The sequence below is a fragment of the Cellulosimicrobium marinum genome, from assembly GCF_020551945.1.
Classification (GTDB): Bacteria; Actinomycetota; Actinomycetes; order Actinomycetales; family Cellulomonadaceae; genus Cellulosimicrobium; species Cellulosimicrobium marinum.
Genome location: NZ_JAJBZH010000001.1, coordinates 166,524 through 193,245, shown reverse-complemented (window position 1 = coordinate 193,245; position 26,722 = coordinate 166,524). Strand labels below are relative to the sequence as shown.

The 26,722-nt window shown below is 74.2% G+C and carries 22 protein-coding genes, 1 tRNA gene and 1 pseudogene; 2 read left to right on the top strand and 22 right to left on the bottom strand.

All coding sequences use genetic code 11. The features are described from left to right. Nucleotides 1-9 precede the first annotated feature (9 nt). The 9 genes from LGQ04_RS00820 to dcd form a co-directional block, all read right to left on the bottom strand. Nucleotides 10-1,011: a cation diffusion facilitator family transporter gene (locus LGQ04_RS00820; protein WP_229241581.1), complete on the bottom strand. Its 1,002-nt coding sequence runs from the start codon at nucleotides 1,009-1,011 to the stop codon at nucleotides 10-12. Between the two features lie 52 nt (nucleotides 1,012-1,063). Then, nucleotides 1,064-1,522, bottom strand: a complete 459-nt coding sequence (gene mnhG, locus LGQ04_RS00815; protein ID WP_229241580.1) for a monovalent cation/H(+) antiporter subunit G — start codon at nucleotides 1,520-1,522, stop codon at nucleotides 1,064-1,066. Beyond that, a complete protein-coding gene (locus LGQ04_RS00810; RefSeq protein ID WP_229241579.1) occupies nucleotides 1,522-1,929 on the bottom strand; it encodes an MrpF/PhaF family protein in 408 nt (135 codons plus the stop codon). Before LGQ04_RS00810 ends, mnhG begins: the two co-directional genes overlap by 1 nt. Then, nucleotides 1,926-2,609 carry a Na+/H+ antiporter subunit E gene (locus LGQ04_RS00805; RefSeq protein WP_229241578.1) on the bottom strand — a complete coding sequence of 228 codons (684 nt, stop codon included), beginning with the start codon at nucleotides 2,607-2,609 and terminating at the stop codon, nucleotides 1,926-1,928. Before LGQ04_RS00805 ends, LGQ04_RS00810 begins: the two co-directional genes overlap by 4 nt. Then, on the bottom strand, nucleotides 2,606-4,168 hold the full coding sequence (locus tag LGQ04_RS00800; RefSeq protein WP_229241577.1) for a Na+/H+ antiporter subunit D: 1,563 nt from the start codon (nucleotides 4,166-4,168) through the stop codon (nucleotides 2,606-2,608). The genes LGQ04_RS00805 and LGQ04_RS00800 overlap by 4 nt, the downstream gene beginning before the upstream one ends. Then, the gene (locus LGQ04_RS00795; protein ID WP_372469864.1) at nucleotides 4,168-4,767 is read right to left on the bottom strand and encodes a Na(+)/H(+) antiporter subunit C; all 600 of its coding nucleotides are present in this window, start codon (nucleotides 4,765-4,767) and stop codon (nucleotides 4,168-4,170) included. Before LGQ04_RS00795 ends, LGQ04_RS00800 begins: the two co-directional genes overlap by 1 nt. Beyond that, entirely contained in the window at nucleotides 4,764-7,823 is a 3,060-nt protein-coding gene (locus LGQ04_RS00790; protein ID WP_229241576.1) for a Na+/H+ antiporter subunit A, read from the bottom strand. The genes LGQ04_RS00795 and LGQ04_RS00790 overlap by 4 nt, the downstream gene beginning before the upstream one ends. A gap of 158 nt (nucleotides 7,824-7,981) precedes the next feature. Further along, complete coding sequence (locus tag LGQ04_RS00785; RefSeq protein WP_229241575.1) at nucleotides 7,982-9,055, bottom strand: hypothetical protein; 1,074 nt, start codon at nucleotides 9,053-9,055, stop codon at nucleotides 7,982-7,984. Between the two features lie 10 nt (nucleotides 9,056-9,065). Beyond that, the gene (gene dcd, locus LGQ04_RS00780; protein ID WP_229241574.1) at nucleotides 9,066-9,641 is read right to left on the bottom strand and encodes a dCTP deaminase; all 576 of its coding nucleotides are present in this window, start codon (nucleotides 9,639-9,641) and stop codon (nucleotides 9,066-9,068) included. Between the two features lie 80 nt (nucleotides 9,642-9,721). Here dcd and LGQ04_RS00775 point away from each other — a divergent pair, with 80 nt between their 5' ends. Further along, nucleotides 9,722-10,036, top strand: a complete 315-nt coding sequence (locus LGQ04_RS00775) for a YtxH domain-containing protein (RefSeq protein ID WP_229241573.1) — start codon at nucleotides 9,722-9,724, stop codon at nucleotides 10,034-10,036. A gap of 27 nt (nucleotides 10,037-10,063) precedes the next feature. Here LGQ04_RS00775 and LGQ04_RS17580 read toward each other — a convergent pair whose 3' ends face one another. Further along, a complete protein-coding gene (locus tag LGQ04_RS17580; RefSeq protein ID WP_229241572.1) occupies nucleotides 10,064-10,540 on the bottom strand; it encodes a TM2 domain-containing protein in 477 nt (158 codons plus the stop codon). 115 nt (nucleotides 10,541-10,655) lie between these two features. Here LGQ04_RS17580 and LGQ04_RS00765 point away from each other — a divergent pair. Continuing rightward, a tRNA-Gly gene (locus tag LGQ04_RS00765) sits at nucleotides 10,656-10,726 on the top strand. A gap of 154 nt (nucleotides 10,727-10,880) precedes the next feature. Here the strand turns inward: LGQ04_RS00765 and LGQ04_RS17880 are convergent. From LGQ04_RS17880 to LGQ04_RS00710, 12 genes and pseudogenes are all read right to left on the bottom strand, one after another. Then, nucleotides 10,881-11,189: pseudogene (locus LGQ04_RS17880) on the bottom strand (HepT-like ribonuclease domain-containing protein); the annotation flags it as partial. Next, complete coding sequence (locus tag LGQ04_RS17955; protein ID WP_504748048.1) at nucleotides 11,186-11,695, bottom strand: helix-turn-helix domain-containing protein; 510 nt, start codon at nucleotides 11,693-11,695, stop codon at nucleotides 11,186-11,188. The pseudogene LGQ04_RS17880 and the gene LGQ04_RS17955, both read right to left, overlap by 4 nt. A gap of 52 nt (nucleotides 11,696-11,747) precedes the next feature. Next, complete coding sequence (locus tag LGQ04_RS00755) at nucleotides 11,748-12,191, bottom strand: GNAT family N-acetyltransferase (RefSeq protein ID WP_229241570.1); 444 nt, start codon at nucleotides 12,189-12,191, stop codon at nucleotides 11,748-11,750. Nucleotides 12,192-12,307: 116 nt separating this feature from the next. After that, nucleotides 12,308-13,585 (bottom strand): AGE family epimerase/isomerase, encoded by a 1,278-nt coding sequence (locus LGQ04_RS00750; RefSeq protein WP_229241569.1) that lies wholly within the window; start codon nucleotides 13,583-13,585, stop codon nucleotides 12,308-12,310. A 175-nt stretch (nucleotides 13,586-13,760) separates the two neighbouring features. Then, nucleotides 13,761-19,199, bottom strand: a complete 5,439-nt coding sequence (locus LGQ04_RS00745) for a GH92 family glycosyl hydrolase (protein ID WP_229241568.1) — start codon at nucleotides 19,197-19,199, stop codon at nucleotides 13,761-13,763. 143 nt (nucleotides 19,200-19,342) lie between these two features. After that, the gene (locus tag LGQ04_RS00740; protein ID WP_229241567.1) at nucleotides 19,343-20,467 is read right to left on the bottom strand and encodes an OmpA family protein; all 1,125 of its coding nucleotides are present in this window, start codon (nucleotides 20,465-20,467) and stop codon (nucleotides 19,343-19,345) included. Nucleotides 20,468-20,493: 26 nt separating this feature from the next. Further along, nucleotides 20,494-21,093 (bottom strand): hypothetical protein, encoded by a 600-nt coding sequence (locus LGQ04_RS00735; RefSeq protein WP_229241566.1) that lies wholly within the window; start codon nucleotides 21,091-21,093, stop codon nucleotides 20,494-20,496. A gap of 90 nt (nucleotides 21,094-21,183) precedes the next feature. After that, nucleotides 21,184-22,284, bottom strand: coding sequence for a LacI family DNA-binding transcriptional regulator (locus tag LGQ04_RS00730; RefSeq protein ID WP_267493946.1), 1,101 nt, complete (start codon nucleotides 22,282-22,284; stop codon nucleotides 21,184-21,186). Between the two features lie 5 nt (nucleotides 22,285-22,289). Then, a complete protein-coding gene (locus tag LGQ04_RS00725; RefSeq protein ID WP_229241564.1) occupies nucleotides 22,290-23,510 on the bottom strand; it encodes a sugar ABC transporter permease in 1,221 nt (406 codons plus the stop codon). After that, nucleotides 23,507-24,301 carry an ATP-binding cassette domain-containing protein gene (locus LGQ04_RS00720; protein ID WP_229241563.1) on the bottom strand — a complete coding sequence of 265 codons (795 nt, stop codon included), beginning with the start codon at nucleotides 24,299-24,301 and terminating at the stop codon, nucleotides 23,507-23,509. The genes LGQ04_RS00725 and LGQ04_RS00720 overlap by 4 nt, the downstream gene beginning before the upstream one ends. Next, on the bottom strand, nucleotides 24,298-25,395 hold the full coding sequence (locus LGQ04_RS00715; RefSeq protein WP_229241562.1) for a substrate-binding domain-containing protein: 1,098 nt from the start codon (nucleotides 25,393-25,395) through the stop codon (nucleotides 24,298-24,300). Before LGQ04_RS00715 ends, LGQ04_RS00720 begins: the two co-directional genes overlap by 4 nt. Beyond that, complete coding sequence (locus tag LGQ04_RS00710; protein ID WP_229241561.1) at nucleotides 25,392-26,576, bottom strand: ROK family transcriptional regulator; 1,185 nt, start codon at nucleotides 26,574-26,576, stop codon at nucleotides 25,392-25,394. Before LGQ04_RS00710 ends, LGQ04_RS00715 begins: the two co-directional genes overlap by 4 nt. Nucleotides 26,577-26,722: the final 146 nt, after the last annotated feature.

The following is a 26,722-nucleotide window of genomic DNA, read 5'->3' as shown; positions in this document are numbered from 1 at the left end:
GCCGCGCCGTCAGAGCAGCGACGGCTCCTCCGGCGTCGAGACCGTGAAGACGGCGCCCGCGACGAACGACGACCGGGTGGCCGCGCGCTCGAGCTCGTCCAGTCGACGGGCGACCGAGACCTCCGCCTCGTCGCCCACGAGGTCCACGCTCGCGACGAGGTAGAGCGAGCGCGGACCCACGTACTCGAGCCGCAGGTAGGTGACACGCTCGACCACCGGCATCGCGGCGATCGCACGGAGCACGGCGTCGCGCGTGCCGGGCAGGGCCGCCTCCCCCACGAGGAACCGACGGTTGCGGTCGATGAGCACCACGGACACCACGGCCAGGACGGCGCCCACCACGATGGACCCGATCGCGTCCGGCACCGGGGAGCCCGTGAGCTGGTGGGCCAGCACGCCCGCGAAGGCGACGACCAGGCCGACGAGCGCCGCGGCGTCCTCCGCGAACACGGCGCGCAACGTCGGGTCCGACGTCGCGAGCACGTGGTGCAGGGTCTCCTGGTCCGCACGCCGCGCCTCGGCCCGCACCTGCCGACGCGCCTGGAGGAACGACACCCCTTCCAGCACGAACGCGAGCCCGAGCACCGCGTACGCGACACCGAAGCTCCCCGCCGGCTCCGGGTGCACCAGCTCCTGGATGCCGTGCGTGATCGACACGCCGGCGCCCACGGCGAACAACCCGATCGCCGCGAACATCGACCACACGTACGCCTCGCGGCCGTAGCCGAGCGGGTGCGCGGGGTCGGCGGGGCGGCGCGACCGGCGGTCCGCGACGAGGAGGAACACCTCGTTCCCCGTGTCCGCCCAGGAGTGCACCGCCTCCGCGAGCATCGAGGCCGAGCCCGTCAGCGTCGCGGCGACCGACTTGGCCACGGCGATGAGGGCGTTCGCCACGAACGCGATCACGACCGTGAGCGTGCTCTCCCCGCCCTCGTGCGCGTCCCCCTGCACGACGCGCGGGCTGGTCCCCGGGAACGGGGCGGACGCGGTCGGGTCGTCGCGCTCGGGCATGGGTTCGGTCTACCACGGGCGCGACCTCGGTACTACCTCGCGGGCTGCGGTACTACCTCGGCGGACCTGGGTACTCCCTCGCGGGGCGGTCCGACGCCGGGGGATGGGCCTCGCCCTCCACCTCCGGGAAGTCGTGCTCGCCGTCGTCCTCGCGGTCGGCGTCGTCCTGGTCGCGCGTGAGCTCGTCGACGACGAGCCCTGCGGTGCCCGCCTTGCCCGTGCGGTAGCCCGCGCGGCCCACCATGTGCGCGGCGACGGGCGACGTGAGGAGCTGGAAGAGCACAACGAGCGCCAGCGTCGCGACGGCACCCCACGAACGCAGGCGCAGCGCGAGGCCCAGGAGGACGAGGATCAGGCCGAGGACCTGCGGCTTCGTCGCGGCGTGCATGCGCGCGAGCAGGTCCGGGAAGCGCACCACCCCGACCCCGGCCGCGAACGCCAGGAACGCCCCCAGCAGCAGGAGCACGGCGGAGACGACGTCGGCGACGGCGTCCCAGGTCGAGCCGTCCATCAGCGCACCTCCCCCTCGGCAGAGGTGCCGTGGTGGTCGCGGTCCACCGCACCGTCGCGCTCCGCGTCCTCCGCGGCCCGGCGCTCGGCGTCCTCGCGCGCAACCTCCTCGGCCGTGAGGATGCGCCCCTCGCCCTCCGGCTCGACGGACGCGAACCGGGAGATCGTCACCGAGCTGACGAACCCGACGAGCGACAGCACCACCAGCAGCGGGATGGTGTCGGTCCGCCGGGAGAACGCGGCCTCGAGCGCGATCGCGGCGACGAGCGTCGTCGTGAACACGTCGAGCGCGACCGTGCGGTCGAGCATCGACGGGCCGCGCTCCGCCCGCACGACGGCGAGGGTCGCCGCCGCACCGAGCAGCAGGGCCGCACCGATCACGACGACGAGGTACACGGTGTCCGTCATCGTCCGTCCTCCGTCCCGTCGCCCCCGGCGGCCGCCGTGGACGCCCCCGTCTGACGCCCCGGCCGCCCGCCGCCCTCGCCCGGGTCGACACCCGGCGGCGTGCCGCCGGGGCCGTGGTAGAGACCGGCCGCCCGCAGGTCCTCGTTCGACGCGAACGCGTGCAGCACGCGCGCCTCCAGCGCCAGCGCGTCCGCGCGCACCTGCTCGACGCCGCCCGCCTGCTCCAGGTCGAGGACGTGCAGGTACAGCATCCCGGTGAGGCGGTGGGCCTCCACGACGAGCGACCCCGGCACGAGGGACGTGAGCTCGGCGGTCAGTGTCATGTACACGTCGGAGGGGTTGCGCAGCCGCACGCCGACCACCGCGCCCCGGGGCGTGCGGCGCGGGTCGATCGCGAGGGCGCTCACCTGGAACGACGCCGTGACGAGGTCCGCGACGAACCGCGCCAGCAGCACCAGCAGGTGCCACGGCCGCAGCCGGCCCCGCGTCGCCACGGACGGGAGCGGGAACAGCACGATGACGAGCGCACCGACGAGCACGCCCGCCACGACCGTCCCCCACGCGAGGTCGCCCCACAGCATGACCCACACGAGGGTGAGCCACACGACCGTGCGCCACTGCGTCGTGAGCCGCCGGAACCCGCCGGTCGCGAGGGCGCTGCGGCGCCGGTGCAGGCTCACGAGTCCTCCTCTACCACGTCGCTCGACACGCCCTGGCCGCGGTCGGACCCGTCGACGAACACCGCGTCGACGTACGTGTGCCCGTCGAGCAGCGTCGCGGCCGCGCGCTCCGAGTACGAGTAGAGCGGCCCCGCCACCACGGTCAGGGCGACGCCGAACGCGACGAGCGCCGTCGCGGGCCCCACCATCCCGCGCGGCATGGTGACGCCCTGCGGCACCTCGACGGGCGGCGTCTGCCAGAACGCCTTGTTCCACGCCTTGACGATCGCGTACAGCGTGAGCAGCGACGTCACGACCGAGCCGACGACCAGCGCCCACGTCAGCGGCGTGCCCTGCGCGACACCCTCCTGGAGCAGGCCGAGCTTGCCGAGGAAGCCGGACAGCGGCGGGATGCCGGCGAGGTTCATCGCGGGGACGAAGAAGAGGATGGCGAGCCCGGGCGCGAGCTTCGCCAGCCCGCCGAGCCGGTCGAGCGACGTCGACCCGCCGCGGCGCTCCACGAGACCGACCACGAGGAACAGCGTCGTCTGCACGGTGATGTGGTGCACGACGTAGAAGATCGCCGCCGCCATGCCCGGCTCCGACGCCAGCGCGACGCCGAAGATCATGAAGCCGATGTGGCTGACGAGCGTGAACGACAGGAGTCGTTTGATGTCGTTCTGCGCGACCGCACCGAGGATGCCGACGACCATCGTGAGCAGCGCGAGCCACATGAGCACCTCGTCGACCCGGCTGTCGTCGGGGAACAGGAGGGTCTGGGTGCGGATGATCGCGTAGACGCCGACCTTCGTGAGCAGGCCCGCGAACACGGCCGTGACGGGCGCGGGTGCCGTCGGGTAGGAGTCGGGCAGCCACGACGACAGGGGGAACAGCGCGGCCTTGATCCCGAACGCGAGCAGCAGGAGGAGCTGGATCGTCAGCCGCACCCCGGGGTCGATCTCGGCGAACCGCTCCGAGAGCTGCGCGAGGTTGACCGTGCCCGTCGCGGCGTAGGTGAGCGCGATCGCGACGAGGAAGATCACCGAGGACAGCAGCGCCACGACCACGTAGATCGACCCCGCGCGGATCCGCTCGCCCGTCCCGCCGAGGGTGAGCAGCACGTAGCTCGCCGCGAGGAAGATCTCGAACCCGACGTAGAGGTTGAACAGGTCTCCGGACAGGAACGCGTTGAACACGCCCGCCGCGAGCACCATGAACGTCGGGTGGTAGATCGCGACCGGCGCCTCCTCGTCGCCGTCGGCGACGCCCTGCGCGAGCGAGTAGAGCAGCACGCAGAGCATGACGAAGCTCGACACGGTGAGCATGAGCGCCGAGAGGCGGTCCGCGACGAGGTCGATCCCGACCGGCGCGGCCCACTCCCCGATGTCGACCACGACGGGCCCGGCGTCCGCCGCGACGAGCAGCAGGACCGAGACGACGAGGACGAGGGCGAGCGTGGTCGCGGCGATGACCCGCTGGGCCCGGGTGTGGCGCCACAGCGCGAGCGTCAGGCCCGCGGCGACGAGCGGCAGCACGACGGGCAGCGGCACGATCGAGCGTGCGACGTCGGCGAGCTCCATCAGCGGCCCCTCCCCTCGTCGCGCGCTGTGCCGGTCGGGCCGGTCGGGCCGGTCGGGCCGGTGCTACCGGTGGTGCCGGTCGGGCGGGCGTCCGTGAGGCGGGCGTCGGTGATGCCGTCGCCGTCGGCGTCGGTCTCGTCGTGCACCTCCGCCGCCTCGTCGTCGAGGGTCTGGCCGCTCTCCAGGGAGTCCAGGTCCTCGAACGCCGGGGCGTTGCGGGCGGCGTGCCGCGCGACACGGCGGTCTTCGAGGTCGTCCTGCACCTCGTCGTGCCCGTGGAGCTGCCACGACCGGTACGCCATGGCGAGGACGAACGCGGTGAGCCCGAGGGTGATGACGATCGCGGTGAGCGCCATCGCCTGGACGAGCGGGTCGCTCATCTCCTCCTCGGGCGTCGTCCCGACGATCGGAGCGCCGCCCGGCCTGCCCCCGGCGACGAGGAAGAACAGGTTCGCCCCGTTGCTCAGGAGGATGAAGCCGAGGAGCACGCGCGTCAGGCTCCGCTCGAGCAGCAGGTACACGCCGACGGCGAAGGACACGCCGATCGCGAGCACGAGCACGAGGCTCGGCGTCATGTCGATCACGCCCGCGGGGGTCATCGCCGACCACCCCCGATGGAGTCCGGCTCCATCGCCTCGAGCGGGCCCGTGTCCTCGCCGGGCTCGCGCCCGGACGCCGCGCGCTCGGTCTGCCGGTCGATCTCCGCCCCCAGGGTGCGCAGGATGTCGAGCACGAGCCCGACGACGACGAGGAACACGCCGACGTCGAAGAACAGGGTCGTGACGAACTTGACGTGGCCGAACACCGGGACGGTGACCTCGTAGATCGAGCTCTGCAGCACCGAGTCGCCGAAGAACAGCGGGACCAGGCCCGCGCCCGCGGAGAGGAACAGGCCGAGGCCCAGCAGCAGGCCGGGGTGCACCGGCGCCGCCTCGCCGAGCTCGTACCGGCCTCCCGCGAGGTAGCGCACGGTCAGGGCGATGCCGACGACGAGACCTGCCGCGAACCCTCCTCCGGGGTTGTTGTGCCCGGAGAACAGCAGGAACAGGGCGAAGACGATCATCGAGTGGAACAGCACGCGCGTGACGACCTCGAAGATCACCGAGCGGCGCTGCGGCGCGAGCGTGCGGCCCGCGCTGAGCCACACCGACATGCGCGGCTGGGCCGTCGGGTTCACGCCCCGACGGCGCAGGGCCGCACCCGGGTCGGGCTCGCCGCCCCAGACGCCCGGGTTGGTGCGCGACCCGGTGCGCCCCACGACCTTCGCCGTGCCGAGCCGCAGCACCTCGCCGGAGCGGGTGCGCAGGAACACGAGCGACGCCACGCCCGTCGCCGCGGCGAGCAGGACGGAGATCTCGCCCATCGTGTCCCACGCGCGGATGTCGACGAGGGTGACGTTGACGATGTTCTTCCCGCCGCCCCACTCGTACGCCTCCTCCGGGAAGTCGACGGAGATCGGCGTCGCGACCCGCGCGAGCGGCACCACGAGGGCAAGGCCCATCATGACGACGCCCACGGCGACGCCGATGCCGAGCCGCACCCACCGGCTGCTCGCGAGGGGGCGGTCGGAGAAGTACGGGGGCAGGCGGCGCAGCACGAGCACCATGACGACGAGCGTGATGGTCTCGACGAGCACCTGGGTCAGCGCGAGGTCCGGTGCGCCGTGCAGGAGGAACAGGACGGCGTTGCCGTAGCCCGCGACCCCGATGAGGATGACGGCCTTGAGCCGCCGCCGCGACCGTGCCGCGAGGATCGACGCGACGCAGATCGCGACGACCGCGGCGAGCTGGGCGGGCCGGTCCCACGCCTTGAGCTCGTCCGGCCAGGAGGTTCGCGCGACCAGCACCGACCCGGGGCCCACGACGAGCACCAGGAGGATGATGCCGAGGTAGAGCGGCAGCGACCCGCGCTGGGTCACGGCCGTCACGTCGGCCGCGAGGTCGTCGAGCTTGCGCATGACGCGCCGGTACGTGACGTCGGCCTCGGGCCCGGTCCACAGCGACGCCTGGAACCGCTCGACGCGCGAGCGCTGCCAGAACAGCAGCACGCCGACGGCGAGCACGAGCACGGTGAGGGCGAGCGCGGGCGTGAACCCGGCCCACAGGACGAGGTGGCCCGGCTCGCCCGCCGGGTAGGTCTGCGCGTACGGCTGCAGGAGGTCCTCGCCGAAGTGGGGCACGAGGGCGGCGGCGAGGCCGAGGACCGCGAGCACGACGGCGGGGGCGACGAGCAGGAACGGCAGCGGCTTGATGCGCGACGGGTCGATCGGCGGCTCGTCCGCCTCGACGAGCGGCCCCCGGGCCGCCCGCAGGTCGAGGTGCTCGTTCGCGCGCGCCGGCGCGCCCGCGAACCGCTTGCGGGACGAGAACGCGCCCCACCAGAAGCGCAGCCCGTACGCGACCGTGAGCATCGACCCGACGACGACGGACCACAGCACGACGGCGTCCAGCCACCCCGGGCCCTCGCCGTGCAGCAGCGCCTCCAGCGCGGCCTCCTTCGCGACGTACCCCGCGAAGGGCGGCAGCCCGATCATCGAGGCCGTCGCGAGCGCTCCCGCGGCCGCGGTCCAGGGCAGACGGCGCCCCACGCCCGTGAGCCGACGCAGGTCGCGCGTGCCCGTCGCGGCGTCGACGGCGCCGACCACGAGGAACAGCGCAGCCTTGAACATGGCGTGCGCGCCGATCATCGCGAGGCCCGCGAGCGCCGCGCCCTGGGTGCCGAGGCCGACGAGCAGCACGATGAGCCCGAGCTGGCTCACCGTCCCGAACGCGAGGACGAGCTTGAGGTCGTACTGGCGCAGCGCCCGGTACCCGCCGACGAGCAGCGTCCCCGCGCCGAGCACGACGACGAGGGTGCGCCACACGGTCGTGTCCGCGTAGGCGGGGGCGAACCGCGCGACGAGGTAGACGCCCGCCTTCACCATCGCGGCGGCGTGCAGGTACGCGCTCACGGGGGTGGGTGCGGCCATGGCCGCCGGGAGCCAGAAGTGCAGCGGGATGAGCGCCGCCTTGCTCGCCGCGCCGACGAGCAGGCACACGACGGCCGCGGTGACGGCGCCGCCGGACGGCGGCGACGCGACGATCTCCGACAGGCGGAACGTCCCTGCTTCCACGCCGAGCACGACGAGGCCGACGAGCATCGCGAGCCCGCCCGCCGTCGTCAGCACGATCGCCTGCATCGCGGCGCGGCGGCTCGCCTTGCGGTCGGCGTAGTGGCCGATCAGCAGGTAGGAGAAGACGGTCGTGAGCTCCCAGAAGACGAAGAGGAGCAGCACGTCGTCCGCGACGACGAGCCCGACCATGGCCCCGGCGAACGCCGTGAGGACGCCGCCGAACCGGCGCAGGCCCTGCGCGGTGGGCGAGAAGTACGCCGAGCAGTAGACGAGGACGAGCGCGCCGACCCCGCCGACGAGCAGGAGCATGAGCCACGACAGCGTGTCCATGCGGAACGCGAGCTCGAGGCCGAGGCCCGGCACCCACTCGACGACCGAGGTCGGGTGCTCGCCCGCCATGACCCGCCCGGTCCACGCGAGCGCGTACACCGCCGCGGACGCCGGCGCGAGTGCCATGACGAGGAAGGCCTTGCGACCGAGGAGGGAGACGAGTGCGGGCGCGCCGAGTGCCATCGCGAGATGCGCGAGGAGCACGTAGGTCACGGGCCGCTCCGTCCGGGTCGGGGGCGGGTGGGCGGGTGGGGCATGAACTTGTCAGGCGTGTCAGGCGCTGCCATTTTACCGGCCGACGAGCGGGCCCGCGGCCCGCGCGGCCCGGACGTGGCCCGTCCCACACCCGGGACACGCTCCACCCGGACGCGCTACAGGTCGTCGGGCTCCACGAGGAACTCCGCCTCGTCGGCGATCTCCCCGCCCACCGCGCGGTGCAGCGTCCGGGTGATCTGCGCGACCACCTCGGCGGCCCGCTTGCGCGCCACCCGGTGGTCCATCGACGGGTGCTCCTGCTGCGACTCCACGAGGTCGCGCGGCTCCCAGCGCACGCGGTAGCTCACCGCCCCGGCCGACGCCCACGGCAGCCCGCGCAGCAGCAGGGGGAGCTGGTCCTCTCCCCCGACCTCGACCGCGACGACGCCGTCGAGCGCCAGGTCCACCAGGAGCCCGTACCCGTCGAGGACCGACCCGGTCGTCAGCGCCGCGATGTCGGCGTCGTCCGCGGCCGCGTGGATCGCGCGCCGCCGCTCCGGGTCCATCTTCTCGCCCGGGTACAGCGGCAGCTCGGCGATGCCCTTCGGCGGGCCCGCGTACGACGCCCCCTCGGTCGCGAGGACGGCCCGCGGGTGCTGCCGCGCGACGAGCGCCCGCGCGGCGTCGGGCTCCAGCCACACGTCCGAGTACAGGCACATGTCGATCGCGACGCCCGGGTCAGGGGTGAGCACGACCCCCGCCGAGGCCGGGTTGCCGACGTCGGTGCGCACCGACCCGCCGAGGCGACGCGCCGCGGCGACGAGCCACGCGACGACCCGCTCCTCCTCGCGCACCGGCAGCCCGCCCGCGAACGCACGACCGATGCCGTCGCGGTCCCCGCCGCCGGGGTAGGGCGCCTCCCCGCGCTCGCGGGGGCACACGACGTCGAACACGAGCGCGGTGCCGGGCGGCAGGCCGGACCCGGTCGCCGCGTAGGGGCCCGTGAGGGTGGTGTGCCGGGACGTGCGCAGGACGCCCGGCTCCCCGGGCCCGGCGGTCCGGGCCGGCGGGACGAGCGGTTCCGTGCCGGCCGGGGCGACGTCCCAGCGCGCCCCGGCGAACCGGGACAGCGCGAGCGTCTCGACCTCGTCGACCAGCACGTCGGCGGGGACGCCGAGCAGGTGCCGCGCCTGGTAGCCCTGCGCGGCGCCGGGCCCGTCCGGGTGCGGCAGGGCGGGGAGCGCGGTCACGGTCGCCACGTCACACGTCCGTCCGGTGGAAGCCCTGGAAGGAGCGCGACGCGGTGGGCCCGCGCTGCCCCTGGTACCGCGACCCGTACACGCTCGACCCGTACGGGTTCTCGGCCGGCGACGACAGCCGGAAGAAGCAGAGCTGCCCGATCTTCATGCCCGGCCACAGCGTGATGGGCAGGGTCGCGACGTTGCTCAGCTCGAGCGTCACGTGCCCCGAGAAGCCCGGGTCGATGAACCCCGCCGTCGAGTGCGTGAGCAGCCCCAGGCGGCCGAGGCTCGACTTGCCCTCCAGACGCGCCGCCACGTCGTCGGGCAGCGTCACCGTCTCGAACGTCGACCCGAGCACGAACTCGCCCGGGTGCAGCACGAACGGCTCGGCCGGGTCCACCTCCACGAGGCGCGTGAGGTCCGGCTGGTCCTGGGACGGGTCGATGAACGGGTACTTGTGGTTGTCGAACAGCCGGAAGTACCGGTCGAGGCGCACGTCGATGCTCGACGGCTGGATCATCGCCGCGTCGTACGGGTCGAGGCGGACGCGGCCGGCGTCGAGCTCGGCCCTGATGTCCCTGTCGGAGAGCAGCACGGGGCCACGCTAGCCGACACCGTGCGAGCACCGTCGCACACGTCTACGTTCTCCCTCATCGTCGAACGGGAGGAGTCACCATGAAGGCCAAGATCGCCCTGCTCGTGGGCGTCGGGATCGGCTACGTGCTCGGGACGCGCGCCGGACGCGAGCGCTTCGAGGAGATCAAGGTGAAGGCGCAGGACCTGTGGCGGTCCGAGGACGTCCAGTCCGCCGTCCACACCGCGCAGGAGAAGGTCACGGCCGTCGCGAAGGAGCAGGGCTCGCGGCTCGCCGACGTCGCCAAGGAGCAGGGCGGCAAGGTCGCCGGGGCCGTCAAGGACCAGGCCGCCTCGCTGCGGACCGGCGACCCGTCCTCGCCCGACCCCGTCGGGCCGGACGACTACCGCGTCTGAACCGCGCGCCCCGGCCCCTGACGGGCGTCAGGCGCGCAGGGGTCGGCCCGTCGAGTCGACGGCGTACGTCCCCTGCTTGGCGGTGAGGTAGAGGATCCCCTCGACCAGCCCCCAGATCGACACCGCGATCGGCGCGAGGCCGAACGTGGGGAAGAAGCCGATCACCGTCACGAGCAGCATCGTCAGCCCGATGCCCGTGTACCCCAGGTAGAACCGGTGGATCCCCAGGGCGCCCAGGAAGATCCCCAGCAGGCCCGCCGCGAGGCGCGACTTCGCACCGGGGTCGAGGTTCGGGTCGTACCCGTACGGGTGCTGCAGCGGCGGGTAGCCGTACGGCTGGCCCGGCGGCGGGTACGGGGCCTGACCCGGCGGCGGGTAGCCCGGGGCCGGGTACTGCGAGGCCGTGCCGTAGCCCTGCGGCAGCGGCTGCGTGGGCGGCGTCGTGCCCGACGACGGCTCCGGGCTCCCGTACTCCGGCTCGGGCTGGTACGGGTTCTGGGTCACGGGCGCTCCTCCGACACGATGCTGGCATCCCCGGCGGCGTCCGCTATGATCGGGGCGCGCGCTGGTTCGCCAGGATCCTCCCACGAGGCTCCGCGGCGAGCGCCACCAGCGCCGCGCGGGTGTAGTTCAATGGTAGAACTTCAGCTTCCCAAGCTGATAGCGCGGGTTCGATTCCCGTCACCCGCTCAGCGCACGAGAGCCCCGCACCACGAGGTGCGGGGCTCTCGTCGTCTGCGGCGTGCGCACCGATCGACACTCGGACACGTCTCTCCCGACGCGAAACCTCGGGTCGACGCCTACGGTCGGGCTCCAGGTCCGCACGGATCGCCAGGCATGCCCGCTCGAGCGCGGCGAGCGGCTCTCCGATCGTCGCTCGAACGATCTGGGCGTCGAGCTTGTCGTAGTGGTGCCCGATGAGGTCGCGCATGCGTGCGACCTTCGACCACGGGACGTCGGGCCGGCGCGCTGTCACGGTGTCCGGAAGCGCCTTGACCGCTTCCCCGATCGTGAGGACCCAGTACTGGATCGCCGCGACCGCGACCTCTTCGACCGCGTCACCGCCGTCGCACTGCAGGAGCGCCTCGGCCCTCCGGACCGCCGAGACCGCGTCGAGGATGTCGTCCAGCCGTTCGGCGATGCTGCGGCTCACAGCGGGACCGCCGTGGCGAGGGCGGACTCGGCGACGTGCGGCGCGAGCGCGTCGACCGGGACGACGTCGACCCGCTCGCCGAGCAGCACCGACAGCTCGTCAGACATGTCCGCGACCGGGAACAGACCCCGACGGTGCACATCGAGGTCGACCAGGATGTCGACGTCCGAATCCGGGCCGTCGTCTCCGCGCGCCACGGAGCCGAAGACGCGGACGCCCGACGCGCCGTGCCGCCGGGTGATCGCCAGGATCTCCCGGCGGTGCGCTCGGAGCGTGGACATGCGCGACGTCCGAGCGTCGAGTCGTCGCGGGGCCTGCCTGACCGACATCTCGAGACGCGCGCCCATGACCGCGAGGAGCCTCTCGAGCGTCGTGACCGACGGCGAGCTGGTCCCGGCCTCGTACCGCGACACCGCGGGCTGCGAGGTGCCGCCCCTCGCTGCGAGCGCTGCCTGGCTCAGGCCAGCGCGCTCCCGTGTCGTCCTGATCAGGGTCGCGACGTCCATCACCGCAGTATACCTGTACCAGTATCCCGCAATCAAAGGCTGCGGTGTCGCCTCAGAGCGTCTTCGCGAAGTGGTGGGCGACGATGTCCATCCGCTCGCGCAGGTAGAAGCGGTGCGCGTCGAACCGCTGGACGCCGGAGTCGAGGTCGAGGACGGAGCACCCGGCCGCACGGGCGCGTCGCTCCAGCTCCCCGAGCAGCAGCGCGCCGACGCCGCGCGAGCGTGCCGTGGCCGCGGTGACGAGGTCGTCGACGTAGAGCTTGCGGCCCGCGCTCGTGTTCGCGACCAGACGCCAGCCCGCGACGCCGAGGCACGTGTCGCCGTCGAACGCGGCGAGAAAGCGGGGCCCGGGGGCGTCGTCGACGAGGACCTGGCGCAGCGCCTCCGCCGTGAGGTGCGGGCGCAGCTCCTGCAGCACGGGCAGCACGGCTGCCCAGCGCGGGTCGTCCGCGGCCAGGTCGTCGAGGGTCACGGCGTCGGGCTGGTGTCGGGTCACGTCGCGCACCCTAGTCCGCCGAACCCTGGATTGGTCGGCAGGATCCGGCCGACGTGCCGCACAACCCGGGGCTCGGCGACGGGTGGTGACGCGGAACCCCGGGTTCGGCGCGACGCTCAGCCGAGGATGCGGCCGGCGGCCTTGGCGGAGGCGGCGAGCGAGCCGGTGAGGGGCAGGTCCGGCAGGATCGCGGCCTGGGCGGCATGGTAGACGTCGGGCTTGCCGACCCACGTGACGCCGTCGGGCGTGTTGTGCGTGTCGAGCTCGTGGTGCCAGGACCCGCGCTCGTGGTCCACGAGGTGCTGGTCGACCCACGCCCACCACTGCGTGGCCAGGGCCGTGTACCGGGTGTCGCCGGTGACCCGGCCGAGCACGTCGGCGGCCGCGACGGCCTCGGCCGCGACCCAGTGGTAGCGGCGCGCCTCGACGGGCACCCCGTCCCAGCCGACGGTGTACACGAACCCGCCGCCGTGCTCGCCGTCCCACCCGTCGACGACGGCCTGGTCGAAGAGCGCGACGGCGGCGTCCGAGCGCGCGCCGGGCGTCCCTGCCGCGACGTCGAGCTGGAGCAGCAGGCGCGCCCACTCCAGGCCGTGCCCGGGGGTGGACCCGTACGGCTTGAACGGGTCGCGCGGGCGGTCGGCGTTGTACTCGGGCAGCGGCGTCCACGACGCGTCGAAGTGCTCGGGGATGCGCCAGTCGTGCTCGGCCGCCCAGCCGACGACGCGGTCCGCGACCGACGCGGCGCGGGCGAGCCACTCGGGGTCGCCGGTGGCGTCGTGCGCGGCGAGCAGCGCCTCCACGGCGTGCATGTTCGCGTTCACGCCGCGGTAGGTGTCGAGGGTCGACCAGTCGCGCGACCACTCGTCGGCGTGCATCCGCGGGCCCGGCTCCCAGAACCGCTCGTCGAGCACGGCGAGCGCGGCGTCGAGCAGCTCGCGCGCGCCGTCGCGCCCGGCGATCGCCCCCGACGCCGCGGCGAGCACGACGAACGCGTGCGCGTACGCGCTCTTCGTCCCGTCGACGGGCCCGTCCGCGCTGTCCACGACGTCGCCCGGGCGGGGGTCGGGCCCGCGCGACGCGACCCAGCCGCCGTGCTCCGCGTCGACGAGGACGGCGCGCAGCCCCTGCAGGGCGCGGTCCGCGCGCTCACCGGCACCGGGGACGCCGAGCAGCGACGCGAACGCGTACACGTGCGCCATGCGGGCGGTGATCCACGTGTGCACGGGCTGCGTCGGGTCGGGGCGACCGTCGTCGTCGAGCCACTGCGCCGCGCCGTCGGCGCGCAGCGAGGCCTCGCCGAAGCGGAGCAGCGCGGCGAGCTGGTCGCGCCGCCAGGAGGTGCCCCCGGGGGCGTCCGGGGCGGCGGCGGGAACGGGGGTGTCGGTCGTCATGAGGGCCCTTCGGGTGTGCGGAGGCTGATCGGGCACGTGCCCAGTCTCCTCCGGTACGGCGCGGTGCCCCGGGAGGATCCTCCCGGGGCACCGCCGGTGGTGCTGCCCGGCCCGGGTCCTGGACGTCAGGACCCGGGGCGGGCGGCCGCGCGACGAAGCCGCACGGCGGCCGACGTCAGCCGCAGCTCACGGCGTCGTAGCCGGCCTCGAGGCTCGCGGTCACCTCCTCGTCGCCCGCACCGCGGACGGCCTCGACCGTCACGGTCCCGGCGTCGACCTCGGTGGCGCGGGTCGCGAACGACTGGTAGGCCGACGCCCCGGGCTGCACGGACGCGTACTGCTTCGACCCGTACGGGGTGACGAGCCGGATCGCGAGCGGCACGTCCTCGCCGTTCGTCGCGCGGACGGCGACGTACGCCTTGCCGGCGAGGCACCGCGTGCTCGTGGTGACCTCGACGTCGAGCGTCGGGGCGGCGTCGGTCACGGTCACGGGGACCTCGACGACCTGGCTGGTCCACCCGTCGTCGACCACGACGTACGCGGTGTACGTCCCGGTCTCCGCGTAGGCGTGCGCACCCGTCACGGTCCCGTCGGCGACGGTCCCCGCGGCGACGTCGCTGCCGTCGCCCCAGGTGATCGCGGCGGTGAGGTCGGCGCCCTCGCGGCCGCCGGCGACGGTCGCGAGCACCGTGTCGGTCTCCTGCCCGACGCCGACGCTCACGCCCTCGGCCGCCGTCACCTCGAGCGGTGCGTGGTCCGCGAACGTGCCGTCGTGCGCGACGGCGAACACGTGGATGCGGCCGTCGCGGGAGAGCTCGCCCGGCTGGTCCGGGAGCGTGAGGCTCACGGCCCGCTTGCCCTCGGGCAGGTCGACCGGCGCGGTGGCGAACATCGCCGCCGGGGTGCCGGTCTGCGGGCTCCCGCCGCGCAGACGGTCGTCGGTGACGGCGACCGCGATGTTCCCGTAGACGGGGTTGCGTGCGGCGCCCGACCAGTCGCCGAAGCTCAGGTCGATCGCCTGCGTCGAGCCGTCGTCGAAGGTCAGCGTGCCGGAGGCCTGCTGGTTCTTCTCCGTGCCCGTGCCGATCACCGAGAGCTGCTCGGCGTCGGCCGGGAGGTCGAGCTCGACGGTCTGGCCGTCACCGGTCGCGTTGTCCGGCTCGCCCGCGGGGACCGCGGGCAGGTCGAACCGCAGGTCGGTGCCGGGGACGTCGATGCGCTCGCCCTGGACGACACCCTTCTCCTCGAGCTGTGCCCGGTCGAAGAAGACGCCCTGTCCGTCGCACGACCCGAGGGTCGTGCCGAGGTCGCCGATGCAGACGTTGTCGTACGCGGCGAGCAGCGAGCCCTCGCGCAGCAGCGACACCGAGACGTGCGTGGTCGCCGTGGCCGGCTCGCCGCCCTCGGGCGTCACGGTGACGGTCACGGGGTAGACCCCCGCGGCGTCCCACGTGTGCGCGGCACGGACCGCCCACGCCCCGAACGACCCCTCGACGAGGGTCGCCTCGACCGGCTCGCTGCCGTCGCCGAAGGAGACGGTCGCCGCGAGGCCGGACGGGTCGCCGTCCTCGACCCCGGTCAGGGTCGCGAACGTGCCCTCGACCTCGCGGCCCGTGACGGCGTCGCGGTCGGCCGCGGCGGTGAGCGTGAGCTCGTCCGCCCCGGACTCGGACGGGTCGGCGAGCAGCTCGACCTCGGCGAGGGACAGCGCAGCACCCGAGGTGCCGCCCGCCGTCGCCGTGACCGCGACCCGGTAGTGCGCGTACGCGCCCGGCTCGGCCACGGTGAACGGCCGGGTCTGCAGCGCCCAGTGGAACTCCTCGCCGGAGCGCTCGTCGAGCGTCGTCCACGTCTCGCCGTCGTCCGAGCCCTCCAGGGTCCAGGCGGCGGGCGACGCCGTGCCGCTCGCCCCGGACGTCAGGGTGTACGACCCGACGGTCGGGCGGATCCCGTTGCCCGACCACGTGACCGTGGGCGTGCTCGTGGCGAACGTCGTGCGCGAGCCCGACGTGTTGTCGACGAGCGCGGCCGCGCCGGTCGACGCGTCACCGTCGGCGACGGTCGTCGTGCCGAGGCCGGCGGTCGTCGCGTCCTGGACGGGCTCGGGAGCCTCGTCGCCCTCGGTGAGCGACGGCGGGGCGTCGTCCTCGCCGGTGCCCCAGTCGGACGGCTCCGGGCCCATGACGAAGTCGAGCGTCGCGCCGCCGGAGAGGTCCTCCTGCGAGAGCGAGGTCGAGGTCACGGCCTCGCCGTCGACCGCGAGGGACTGCACGTAGACGTTGTCCACCGAGTTGTTCGCGGCGTTGACGACGAGGTCGCCGTCCGGCAGGTGCACGGTGGCCTTGTCGAACAGCGGAGACCCGACGGCGTACTCGGCCGAGCCCACCTGGAGCGGGTAGAAGCCGAGCGCGGAGAAGAGCCACCACGACGACATCTCGCCGTTGTCCTCGTCGCCGGGGTAGCCCTGGCCGATCTCGCTGCCCGTGAACAGGCGGCGGGTGACCTCGCGGACCGTCGACTGCGTCTTGGACGGCGCGCCCGCGGCGTCGTACAGCCACGGGATGTGGTGGGACACCTGGTTGCTCATGCCCCACATGCCCATGCGGACGTCGCGGGCCTCGCGCTGCTCGTGGATGCCGCCGCTGCCGGCGCCGAGCTCGGGCGTGGAGAAGAACGCGTCGAGCTTGGCCTCCAGGCCCTCCTTGCCGCCGTACAGGTTGGCCAGGCCCTGCGGGTCCTGGGGGGCGTGGAAGGCGAAGTTCCAGCCGTTGGTCTCCGTGTAGCCGCCGCCCCACGCCGCGGGGTCGTACGTCTCCGGGTCGACGGCGAACTCGCCGTCCGCGTGCCGCGGCACGAAGAAGTCGACGTCGGCGTCGAAGAGCTCCACGTAGTGCGTGGCGCGCTCGAGGAAGTACGCGGACTCCTCGCGCAGCGCGTCGCGGCGCTCGTCCGGCGTGGCCGGGTCCTCGGCGAGGGCGGCCGCCATGTTGCCGATGCCGAAGTCGTTGACCAGGCCCTCCAGGCCCCACGACACGGACTCGTGCGTGGACTCCGGCGTGAACCCGAGGAACGGCGACGTCTGGAGGCCCTTGCGGCCCACCGCGTTGTTCGGCGGGGAGACGGTCGCGTTCTTCAGCGCGGCGTCGTACGCCTCCAGGGCGACGTCCGTGTCGAGCGAGCCCTTGAGGTAGGCGTCGGCGAACGCGACGTCCGAGCTCGTGCCCGTCATGAGGTCGGCGTAGCCCGGGGAGGACCAGCGCGCGATCCAGCCGCCGTCGCGGTACTGCTCGACGAACCCGTCGATCAGCTCGCCCGCGAGCTCCGGGTACAGCAGGGAGTACGCCGGCCAGGCCGTGCGGTACGTGTCCCAGAACCCGTTGTTGACGTAGATCTTGCCCTCGACGACCTTGGCGTTCGTCGTCGTGTCCGTCGCGGAGCCGGTCGTCGCGGAGACGGGGCTCGCGTACTCGTACACCGGCTCGTCGACCGTGCCCGTGTTCTCGAACTGCGAGTTGGGGTACAGGTTGAGGCGGTACAGGTTGGAGTACAGGGTGACGAGCTCGTCCTCGCTCGCCCCCTCGACCTCGACGACGCCGAGGCGGTCGTTCCAGGCGTCGGCCGCGGCGGCCTTCACCTCGGTGAACGTGCGCCCCTCGACCTCCTGCGCGAGGTTGGCGCGCGCCTGGTCGAGGCTGATGAACGACGTCGCGACGCGTAGCTCGACGGTGTCGTCGGACGACGTGTCGAACGTGGCGAAGCGTGCGTCCGCGCGGTTGCCCGCCGCCGTCCCGACCGCCGTCGGACCACGGTCGAAGGTTCCGGTGACGAACATGCGCGTGCGCCCGACCGAGAGGCCGGAGCCGTTCTCGACCCAGCCGGACAGGGTGCCCGTGGCCTGGTCGAACGTCAGCGTGGAGCTGCCGTCGACCTTGTCCACGAGCACGTGCCCGACGTCGCCCGGGAAGGTGAAACGCAGCACCGCACCGTGGTCGGTGGGCGTGGCCTCGAGGGCGGAGTCGTTCGTGAAGGTCACGCCGTAGTAGTCCGGCCGCGCCGTCTCGTCGGCGTGGTCGAACTCGAGGCCGCGCTGGGACAGCGTGCCGCTGGGCGTGCCGGTGGCGGTGGACGGCAGGAACGTGAGCTGGTTCCGGTCGCCCATCCACGGGCTGGGCTCGTGGGAGATGCCGAAGCCCTCCAGCACGGGCTTGTTGTTGGCGTTGTTGCCCTTGTGGTACTCGTACAGCCAGCTCTGGGAGTCCGCGTTGGTGAACGGCACCCAGAAGTTGAAGCCGTTCGGCACGGCCGTCGCCGGGATGTTGTTCCCGCGGGAGAAGCTGCCCGTCGCGTGCGTGCCGCGGCGCGTGTCGACGTAGTTGGCGAGGCTCGACCCGTCGATCACGGGCGGCTGCGCCTCGATCGCGACGTCGTCGAGCCAGCCCGCGAACTGGGTGCCGGCCTCGCCGCCCGGGTTGTCGTACCCGATCAGCACCTTGTCGACCGTCTTGCCCGCGGCGACGTCGCCGAGGTCGACGCGCACCGAGTTCCACTGGTCGGCGTAGAGGATCTTGCCCTCGCCCTGCTCCTGGGCCGACGCGCCCGTGCCGTGCGCGTCCGTCGCGTCGAGGTCGGAGAGGTAGGTGCCGTCGGTGAACTCGAGGTCCACGGACGCGAAGGTCGACGGGTACTGCAGGTCGTCGAGCAGCTCGGGGAAGATCTTCCAGCTCAGCCGCGTGTCCTCGCCGACGGTGACCTCGACGTCGTCGTAGAGCACGTTGGTGGCGTTCGCCTCGCCCTCGCCGAGGTGCGAGCCGTCGTACCGCAGCGAGTGCGTGCCGGTGAACCCGACGCCCGCCTTGTTCGTGAAGCTCACCGACGGCCCGGTGCCGACCTCGGTCGTCATCGGCGCCTCGGCGGGGGGTGCGTCGAGGTCGGCCGAGAGGTCCCACTCGGCGAGCTGGACGATCCCGTCGCCCGAGTTCGCCGTGATGTTCAGCCGGTAGTACCGGTGCGCCTGCGTGGGCTCGTCGAGCTCGAACACCCGCTGCTGGAAGCGCTGGGGGAAGTCCTCGTCGGTGCGCTGGTCGACGGCGGTCCACGTGGAGCCGTCGTCGGACGCCTCGATGGTCCAGTTCTTGGGGTCGCGCCCCGCGGAGTCGTTCGCGGACGTCAGCGCGTACGCCTCGATCGCGACCGGCTCGGCGAACTCGTAGACCACCCAGCCCGTGGACGCGAACGCGAGCCACTTGCTGCTCGCGGACCCGTCGGCGAGCTTCGCCGCGCCCTCGTTGGGCAGGTTCTGCGCGCTGGCCGTGACGGCGCCGAGGGATCCGAGCACGCTGCCCGGCAGGCCCGACGTCGCGGCGGCGATGTTGGACTGCCACGGCGCTCCGTCGCGCTGGGCGACGGTGGACTCCAGGGGGGCCGCGTCGCTCTCCTCGAAGGACGTGGCGAAGTCCCCGGGCTCGGCGGCCGCCGCCGGGAGCGCGGTGAGCGAGCCGACGGGGACGGCGAGGGGGACGGCGAGCGCCGCGGCGAGCGCGACGCCCCAGGGGCGTGGACGGCCCCCTGCGGGGCGCGCCGACCCGGCGCGCGCGGGGACGGGAGGGTGGGTCATGACGAGCGATCTCCTTCGATCGACAGCGCTGTCTGCTCTCCGAGGACGAACGATGGACAACGCGAGGGAAGCGCTGTCATCCAGGCGAACCTATGTGGCGCGGAGGTCGATGTCAACGGCTCCGGCCCACACGGCCGGGGCCGTCACTCCCAGCGGACCGGGACGTCCTCGAACGTCGGCCACGTCGGCACCACGGACACGTAGAGCGACGACAACGACTCGTCGAGCGGCCGTGGCAGGTACACCTCGTAGCGCACCGTGCCGCCGACCGCCGTGCGCGCGCCGAACGGGTCGGACTGCAGCTCCAGGCCGCGGCTCTCCACCGGCTCGTACGAGACGAGCGCGTACGGGTCCACCGCCCGCGGGTGCAGCTCGCCGCCCGTCAGCTCGTACACGGTCAGGCGGTCGGAGTCGCCGTCGACCGGGTCGAGCGGCGTGAGCTGGAGCCGCAGCCGCATCACCGAGCCGCGGACCACGATCGGCTCCACCCCGACCCGCACCCGCGCCTCGCCGCCCTCGGGCAGCGGCACGTCCACGACCTCGCGCGTGACGACCTCCGCGTCCTCGACCGGCTCGACGCGCGGCCCCTCCGCCGGCTCGTACGGCACGGTGACGGGCGCCAGGTCCTCCTCCTGGCGCTCCAGCATCGACGCACCCGGCGCCGTGCCCGAGTACCGCAGCTCGACGCGACGGTTCTGCGCCCGCGCGTCCGCGACGTCCTCCCCCGACTCCGCGACCTTGAGCCGCGACTCGCCGAACCCCGTCACGTCGAACGAGACGTCGGGCCGCTCCGCCGCCGCGACGTCGGCGACCGCCTGCGCCCGGCGCTGCGAGAGGTCCTGGTTCGCGGCGTCCTCGCCCACGGAGTCCGTGTGGCCCGCGACGCCCGCCGTCACGCCCTCGGGCAGGTCCGCGGCGACCTCCCGCACCCGCTCGACCGCCGCGTCGGAGAGCTCCGCCGAGCCGACGTCGAACAGCACGTCCGTCTCCAGCGTGACGACGACCTCCTCCTCGACGACCTCGACGTACTCGAACGACTGCACGGCACCGTCGAGCTCGAACGTCCGCGCGACCCCCGGGTCGAAGCGGGTCACCGCACGGTCCAGCAGCTCGCGCGTCGGCGCGCCGCCGAGGTCGTCGAGCGTGAGCGGGTCGACGCCGGGGACGGACGCCGCGCCGTCGGTCGCGTCCGCGGCCCACGCGCCGGGCGCGACCGCCGCGGCCAGGAGCAGCCCCGCGACGACCGACCCGGCGACCGGCCTCGCCACCGCGACCTCCCTGGCCCGACGGCGGCTCACTCGCCCTCCTCCCACGTCACGGGCACGTCCTCGAAGGCGGGCCACGCGTCGTGCAGGCGGACGTCGACCGCGGCCGGATCGCCCTCCGGGCGGGGGAACCACGCCTGGTAGAGCAGCGCGCGGTCGTTCGTCGTCTGCGCGTACACGATGTCGGTCGACAGGTCCTCGCCCGGCGCCGACACGACGTCGTAGCGCGTGAGGGTGTCGACGTCGAGCAGCCACGGGTCGTGGTGGCTGCCGAGCATGTCGTACACCGAGTGCTCCTCGGGCCGGTCCGGGTCGTCCTCGACGAAGTGCGGGGTGAGGAGCACGCGCAGCTCGACGGTCGGCCCCTCGGCGACGAGGGACACGAGCCCGACCGTCACCTCGTCCTCGGCCGAGCCGGGCACCGGCAGGCGCACCTCCAGGACGGGCTCGTACTCCTGCGCCCCCACGACCACGGGCGACGGCCCGGGCTCCGGGTCGTCGCCCGTGCAGGCCACGAGGAGGACGGAGAGCGACAGGGCGGCCGCGGCCACCCCTGCGCGCCGGCGGGCCGACGTGCAGGGGTCGACGGGCGGGCGGGGACCGGGAGGCCGGGTCGGCAGGCTCGTCATGGCCGGGGAGGTTACCCGACCCGTACGACCCCGCGACGCGTCGTCCGCGACCGGGCGTCCCGGCACGGGATCGGGCGACCCCGCGCCCGCTCAGGCGTCCGACGCCACCGGGGAGACCTCCCCGGTCCCGCGCACGACGACGCGCGTCGGGACGACGACGAGGCGCGGCGCGAGCGTCGGGTCCGCGGCGCGCGACACCGCGAGCGAGGCCGCCTGCCGGCCCATCTCCGCGACGTCGTACCCGACGACGGTGACGTCGAGGAGGTCCGCGAGCTCGAAGTCGTCGAACCCGACGAGCGCCACGCGCGGACGGCCCTGCGCGTCCGTGCCGTGCTCCCGCAGGGCGTGCAGCGCACCCTTGGTGATCTTGTTGTTCGCCGTGAGCAGCGCCGTCGGGGGCTCGGGCATCGCGAGCAGCTCGGCGACGAACGTGCGTGCCAGGCCCGCGTCGTGCGCGCCGGCCCGCACGTACCGGTCCGGGTCCTCGACGCCCGCCGCGCGCAGCGTCGTGACGAACTCGTCGCACCGCTCCTGGAAGGTCCACAGCCGCGACTCGTCGCCGACGAGCGCGATACGGCGGTGCCCGTGGGCGAGGAGGTGCGTGACGGCGTCGCGCACGCCGCCCCGGTTGTCGATGACGACCGTGTCCGCCTCGACGCCCTCCGCGGGGCGGTCGACGAAGACGACGGGCAGACCACCGGCGAGCTCGTGCCGCAGCGCCGAGTGGTCCGTCGCGGTCGGCGTGACGACGAGCGCGCCCACCCGGCGCTCGACCAGCGCCTCGGTGAGCTCGTGCTCGCGCTCGGGCTCCTCGTCCGAGCTCGTGGTGATGAGCTGGAGCCCGTGGGGCCGCAGCTCGCGCTCGATGCCGGCGGCGAGCGCCGAGTAGAACGGGTTGGCGAGGTCGCCGGTGACGAACCCGACGAGGCGCGACGACCCTCCGCGCGCCAGGTCGGCCGCCACGGCGTTGCGCCGGAACCCGAGCTGCCGGGCGGCGTCCTGCACCTTCTCGCGCGTCTGCGGCGCGACGTTCGGCTCGTCGTTGAGGACGCGCGAGGCCGTCTTGAGGCTCACCCCCGCCAGCTCCGCGACGGACGCGAGCGTCGGCCGCCGACCTCCTCGTGACCCGGTCGTCCGTGGCACCGGACGCACCTCCTGCTCCGTGAGCGCGGGTTCCCCCTGCAGCACCATGTTCCCTAGACCTCCCGTCGACCGCGGATGAGCATGTCGACGACGATAGCGAGGAGCAGCACGGCTCCCGTGACGATGTAGCGCGTCGCCGTGTCGAGGTTCAGCAGCGTGAGCCCGTTGGCGATGGACTGGATGACGAGCACGCCGAGCAGGGCGGACCACGCGCTGCCGCGCCCGCCGAAGAGGCTCGTGCCGCCGATGACGGCGGCGGCGATGGCCGTGAGGTACGTGTCGGCGCTGCCCGTGCCCTGGTTCGCGGCGGCGAGGCGACCGGCGGCGAGGACCCCGCCGAGCGCGGCGAAGGTGGAGCACGCGACGAAGCAGGACACGACGGTGCGGCGCACCGCGACGCCCGCGAGCAGCGCCGAGCGCCGGTTGCCGCCGACGGCACGGACCGACCGGCCCCAGCGGGTCCGCCTCAGCAGCACGTCGACGACGACGACGAGCGCGACGAACAGCACCACGGTGTACCCGATGCCGCGCGCCGTCCCCAGGTACGCGACGGTGGCGACGAGCACGGCGGCGAGCGCACCGGTGCGCAGGACGATGCGCCCCGCCCGCGGCGCGGGGAGCTCGGCCCGGACGCGGCGCACGTGCTCGACGACCTGGACCGCCGCGTAGCCGACGACGACCACGGCGACCAGCACCCACGCGGCGGCCTGCGGCAGGAAGCCCTGCTGCACGGTCCGCACGAACCACGACTCGAAGGGCAGGTTGATGGTGCCGCGCGGCCCGAGGACGCGCAGCTGCACCCCCGCGAGGATCAGGAGGCCCGCGAGCGTGAAGACGAACGACGGCAGCCCCAGCCGGGTCGACAGCGCCCCGTAGCCGAGCCCCACCACGACGCCGACCGCGAGCGCCGCGACGACCGCCAGTCCGATCGGCCAGCCCAGGGTCACGGCGCCGACGGCGAGCACGGCGGCCGCGAGGCCGCTCACCGACCCGACGGACAGGTCGATCTGGCCCACGAGCAGCACGAGCACCACGCCGAGCGCGATGACGCCGGTGGGGACGCTCTGCAGCGTGAGGTTGACGAGGTTCTCCGCGGACAGGAACGCGGGGTTGACGATGCCGAGCACCGCCCAGATGAGGACGAGGGCCCCGACGATGGGCAGCATGCCGAGGTGGGTGCCGCGCACGCGGGCCACGACGGACCCCGACAGCGCGCCCTCACGGGGGAGCTCGCGGCCGGGGCGGGCGGCGGGCCGGGCGCCGGGGACGCTCATCGCCGCACCCCCCCGGTGTCGTCGGCGCGGCCGGGCCGGGCGTGCTCCGGCCGGCCCGGGCGCACGGCGCCGGTCATCGCGGCGAGCAGGTCCTCGTACGTCGTGTCGCCCGCGAACTCGCCGTGCACGCGGCCGAGCCGCAGCACGAGGATGCGGTCGGCGACCGCCTGGAGCTCGCCCGCCTGGTGGCTGACGAGGACGACGGCGTGACCGCGCTCGCGCAGCCGCTCGATGAGGTTGAGCACCTCGGCGGCCTGCCGCATGCCGAGGGACGCCGTGGGCTCGTCGAGCACGAGCACGCGCGGCGACCCGAGGAGGGCGCGCGCCACCGCGACGACCTGCCGCTGGCCGCCGGACAGGGCACGGACCGGCAGCCGGACGGACGGCACGGTCGCGGCGAGCTGGTCGAGCAGCGCCCACGCCTCGCGCTCCATGGCGATCTCGTCGAGGAAGGGACCGTGGCGCGTCTCCTGCCCGAGGAACAGGTTCTCGACCACGTCGAGGTCGTCGACGAGCGCGAGGTCCTGGAACACGGCGGCGATCCCGGCGTCGCGGGCGTCCTTCGGCGACCCGAGGGCGACGGGCTCGCCGTCGAGCAGGACCTGGCCGGTGTCGGGCCGGAACGCGCCCGCGACGACGCCCGCGAGGGTCGACTTCCCGGCGCCGTTGTCCCCGACCACGGCGAGCACCTCGCGCTCGTGGACGTCGAGGTCGACGTCGACGAGCGCGCGCACCCCGCCGAAGCTCTTGGAGACCCCGCGCAGCGACAGCAGGGGACGGTCGGCGCTCACGGTGCCGCCTCCACGAGCCCGAGCGCCGCGCACGCGTCGACGTAGTACGGGGTGCAGATCTCCTCGGTCGTGTACACGCCGCCGTCGACGATGACGCGCTGGACGTCGTCGGGGCCGACGGCGCGGGGGGCGAGGAGGAGGCTGGGGACGCCGTCGATCCGGGCGGTGGCCGCCGGGTCCTGGCCGCGCAGGAGACGGACCGCGAGCTCGGCGGCGGTGCGCGCCTGCTGGGTGGTCGCCTTGTAGACCGTCATGTACTGGTCGCCGGAGATGACGCGCTGCACGGCCGCGAGCTCGCCGTCCTGCCCCGTCGTGGGCGGCACGGGGTCGAGACCGGCGGCCTTCATCGCGGCGACCGCGCCGCCCGCGATGCCGTCGCTCGCCGCGAGCACGCCGTCCACCCGACCGGGGTGCAGGGTGATCTGGCCCTCGACCCACTCGGTCGCCTTGTCCGGGCTCCAGTCGGGGGTGTCGTACTCGCCGAGCACGTCGATGTCCTCTCCGTCGAGGGCGCGGTGGGCACCCGCGGCGAGCGCCGCGGAGTTCGGGTCGGTCGGCGACCCGTGCACGAGCAGCACCCCCGGCCGTCGGCCGTCCGCGGGCGGGTCCTCCTCGGCGCGCGCCTCGACCGCGCCGACCAGGGCCTCCCCCATGAGGTAGCCGATGAGCTCGTTGTCGAACGACACGTAGTAGTCCGCGCCGGCGACGAAGCGATCGTAGGCGATGACGCGGACGCCGAGCCGCTGGGCCTCGGCGACGACGCTCGCCGCCGCGACGGTGTCGACGGCGTCGAGGACGAGCACGTCGGCGCCGCGCGCGAGCATGGACTCCGCCTGCTGCTGCTGGACGGCGGCGTCCTGGGCGGCGTTCGCGTAGAGCACCTCGCAGCGCGGGCAGCGGCGCTCGACGACCGCGAGGAACGTCGGGCGGTCGGTCGTCTCGTAGCGGGCGGTCTTCACCTCGGGCAGGAGGAGCCCGATCGTGCCCTCGACGGGCTCGGTCGGCTCGGCCGGGACCTGCGTCGCGCAGCCCGCCGCGAGGGCGAGGGCGAGCGCGGCGGTCGCGGCGACGACGCCCGTGCGGCGGCGCCTCATGCGCTCACCCCCAGGGACCCGCTCACGCGCGCGGTGTCGAGCGCGACGGCGAGCGCGCCGCGCACCTCCGCCGCGGAGCCCAGCGCGGACGCGACCACCTCGACGGGGCCGAACGTGCTCGGCACGGTCCGCTGCTCGAGGGCGGTCCGCAGCGGGCCCAGGAGGATCTCCCCGGCCTCCGCGAGCTGGCCGCCCACGACGACGATCTCGGGGTCCACGAGGTTGCACAGGTTGGCGGCCGCGACGCCGAGGTGCTGCCCGGCGTCGAACAGGACGCGGCGGCAGCCCGGGTCGCCCTCGCGGGCGCGGAGGATGACGTCGCGCAGCGTGAGGTGTCCGCGGCTCTCGGAGAGCATCCCCAGGAGCACGTTCGCCCCGACGAACGTCTCCAGGCAGCCGCGGTTGCCGCACCGGCAGATGGGGCCGTTCTCGTCGATGGTCACGTGCCCGATCTCCCCCGCGACGCCGCCGCGCCCGTGGACGAGCCGCCCGCCGAGCACGAGGCCCCCGCCCACGCCGTGCGACACGCGCAGGTAGGCGACGGCGTCGTGACCGGCCGCCGCCCCGAACCGGGTCTCCGCGAGCGCCCCGAGGTTCGCGTCGTTGTCGACGCTCACCGGGGCGCCGAGCTCGGCCTCGATCAGCTCGGGCACGACGACGCCGTCCCACCCGCGCATCATCCCGACGGTCGCGATGCGGCCGGTGCGGACGTCGACGGGGGCGGGGACGCCCACCCCGACGGCGAGCAGCTCGTCCGGCGCGGCGTCGACGGACGCGACCAGCTCCTCGACGAGCAGGACGGCGCGCTGGAGGCCCGTGTCGGCGCGGTGGTCCGGGGCGAGGGGCATCCGCTGGTCCGCGAGCACCCGCATCGACGCGTCCGCGAGCGCGACGCGCAGCGAGCGGGTGCCGAAGTGGATGCCGGCGACGAGGCCGAGGTTGCGCGCGAGGGTCACCTGGAGGGCGCGGCGGCCGCTGCGCGTGGACGGCGACGTGTGCAGCACGCCCGCGCCGGTGAGCTCCTTGACGATGTTGGAGACGGTGGCCGGGGACAGGCCGGTGACGCCGGCCAGCTCGATCTGCGTGAGGGAGCCACGCTGCTGGACGGCGCTCACGATCCGGGCTCGGTTGGCCTCGCGCAGAGACGTCTGCGAGCCCGGGGTCACCCGGTCAGCGCGCACGAGCGCCAGGATAGCGCTCTGCGTTCATGTCCCGACGCCAAGCCCGGCCCTCGACGCCCGGCAGCGTCGAGGGCCGGGCGGTCGGGGTGCCCGGGCGCGGGCACGCCCGAGGCGCGCCGGTCCGGAGGTCGGACGACCGGCGCGCC

Bases quoted from the DNA above. Each gene is read 5' to 3' on its own strand.
- LGQ04_RS00820 (WP_229241581.1), bottom strand. From the start codon at position 1,011: ATGCCCGAGCGCGACGACCCGACCGCGTCCGCCCCGTTCCCGGGGACC.
- mnhG (WP_229241580.1), bottom strand. From the start codon at position 1,522: ATGGACGGCTCGACCTGGGACGCCGTCGCCGACGTCGTCTCCGCCGTG.
- LGQ04_RS00810 (WP_229241579.1), bottom strand. From the start codon at position 1,929: ATGACGGACACCGTGTACCTCGTCGTCGTGATCGGTGCGGCCCTGCTG.
- LGQ04_RS00800 (WP_229241577.1), bottom strand. From the start codon at position 4,168: ATGGAGCTCGCCGACGTCGCACGCTCGATCGTGCCGCTGCCCGTCGTG.
- LGQ04_RS00795 (WP_372469864.1), bottom strand. From the start codon at position 4,767: ATGACCCCCGCGGGCGTGATCGACATGACGCCGAGCCTCGTGCTCGTG.
- LGQ04_RS00775 (WP_229241573.1), top strand. From the start codon at position 9,722: ATGAAGGCCAAGATCGCCCTGCTCGTGGGCGTCGGGATCGGCTACGTG.
- LGQ04_RS17955 (WP_504748048.1), bottom strand. From the start codon at position 11,695: ATGGACGTCGCGACCCTGATCAGGACGACACGGGAGCGCGCTGGCCTG.
- LGQ04_RS00750 (WP_229241569.1), bottom strand. From the start codon at position 13,585: ATGACGACCGACACCCCCGTTCCCGCCGCCGCCCCGGACGCCCCCGGG.
- LGQ04_RS00745 (WP_229241568.1), bottom strand. From the start codon at position 19,199: ATGACCCACCCTCCCGTCCCCGCGCGCGCCGGGTCGGCGCGCCCCGCA.
- LGQ04_RS00735 (WP_229241566.1), bottom strand. From the start codon at position 21,093: ATGACGAGCCTGCCGACCCGGCCTCCCGGTCCCCGCCCGCCCGTCGAC.
- LGQ04_RS00730 (WP_267493946.1), bottom strand. From the start codon at position 22,284: ATGGTGCTGCAGGGGGAACCCGCGCTCACGGAGCAGGAGGTGCGTCCG.
- LGQ04_RS00725 (WP_229241564.1), bottom strand. From the start codon at position 23,510: ATGAGCGTCCCCGGCGCCCGGCCCGCCGCCCGCCCCGGCCGCGAGCTC.
- LGQ04_RS00715 (WP_229241562.1), bottom strand. From the start codon at position 25,395: ATGAGGCGCCGCCGCACGGGCGTCGTCGCCGCGACCGCCGCGCTCGCC.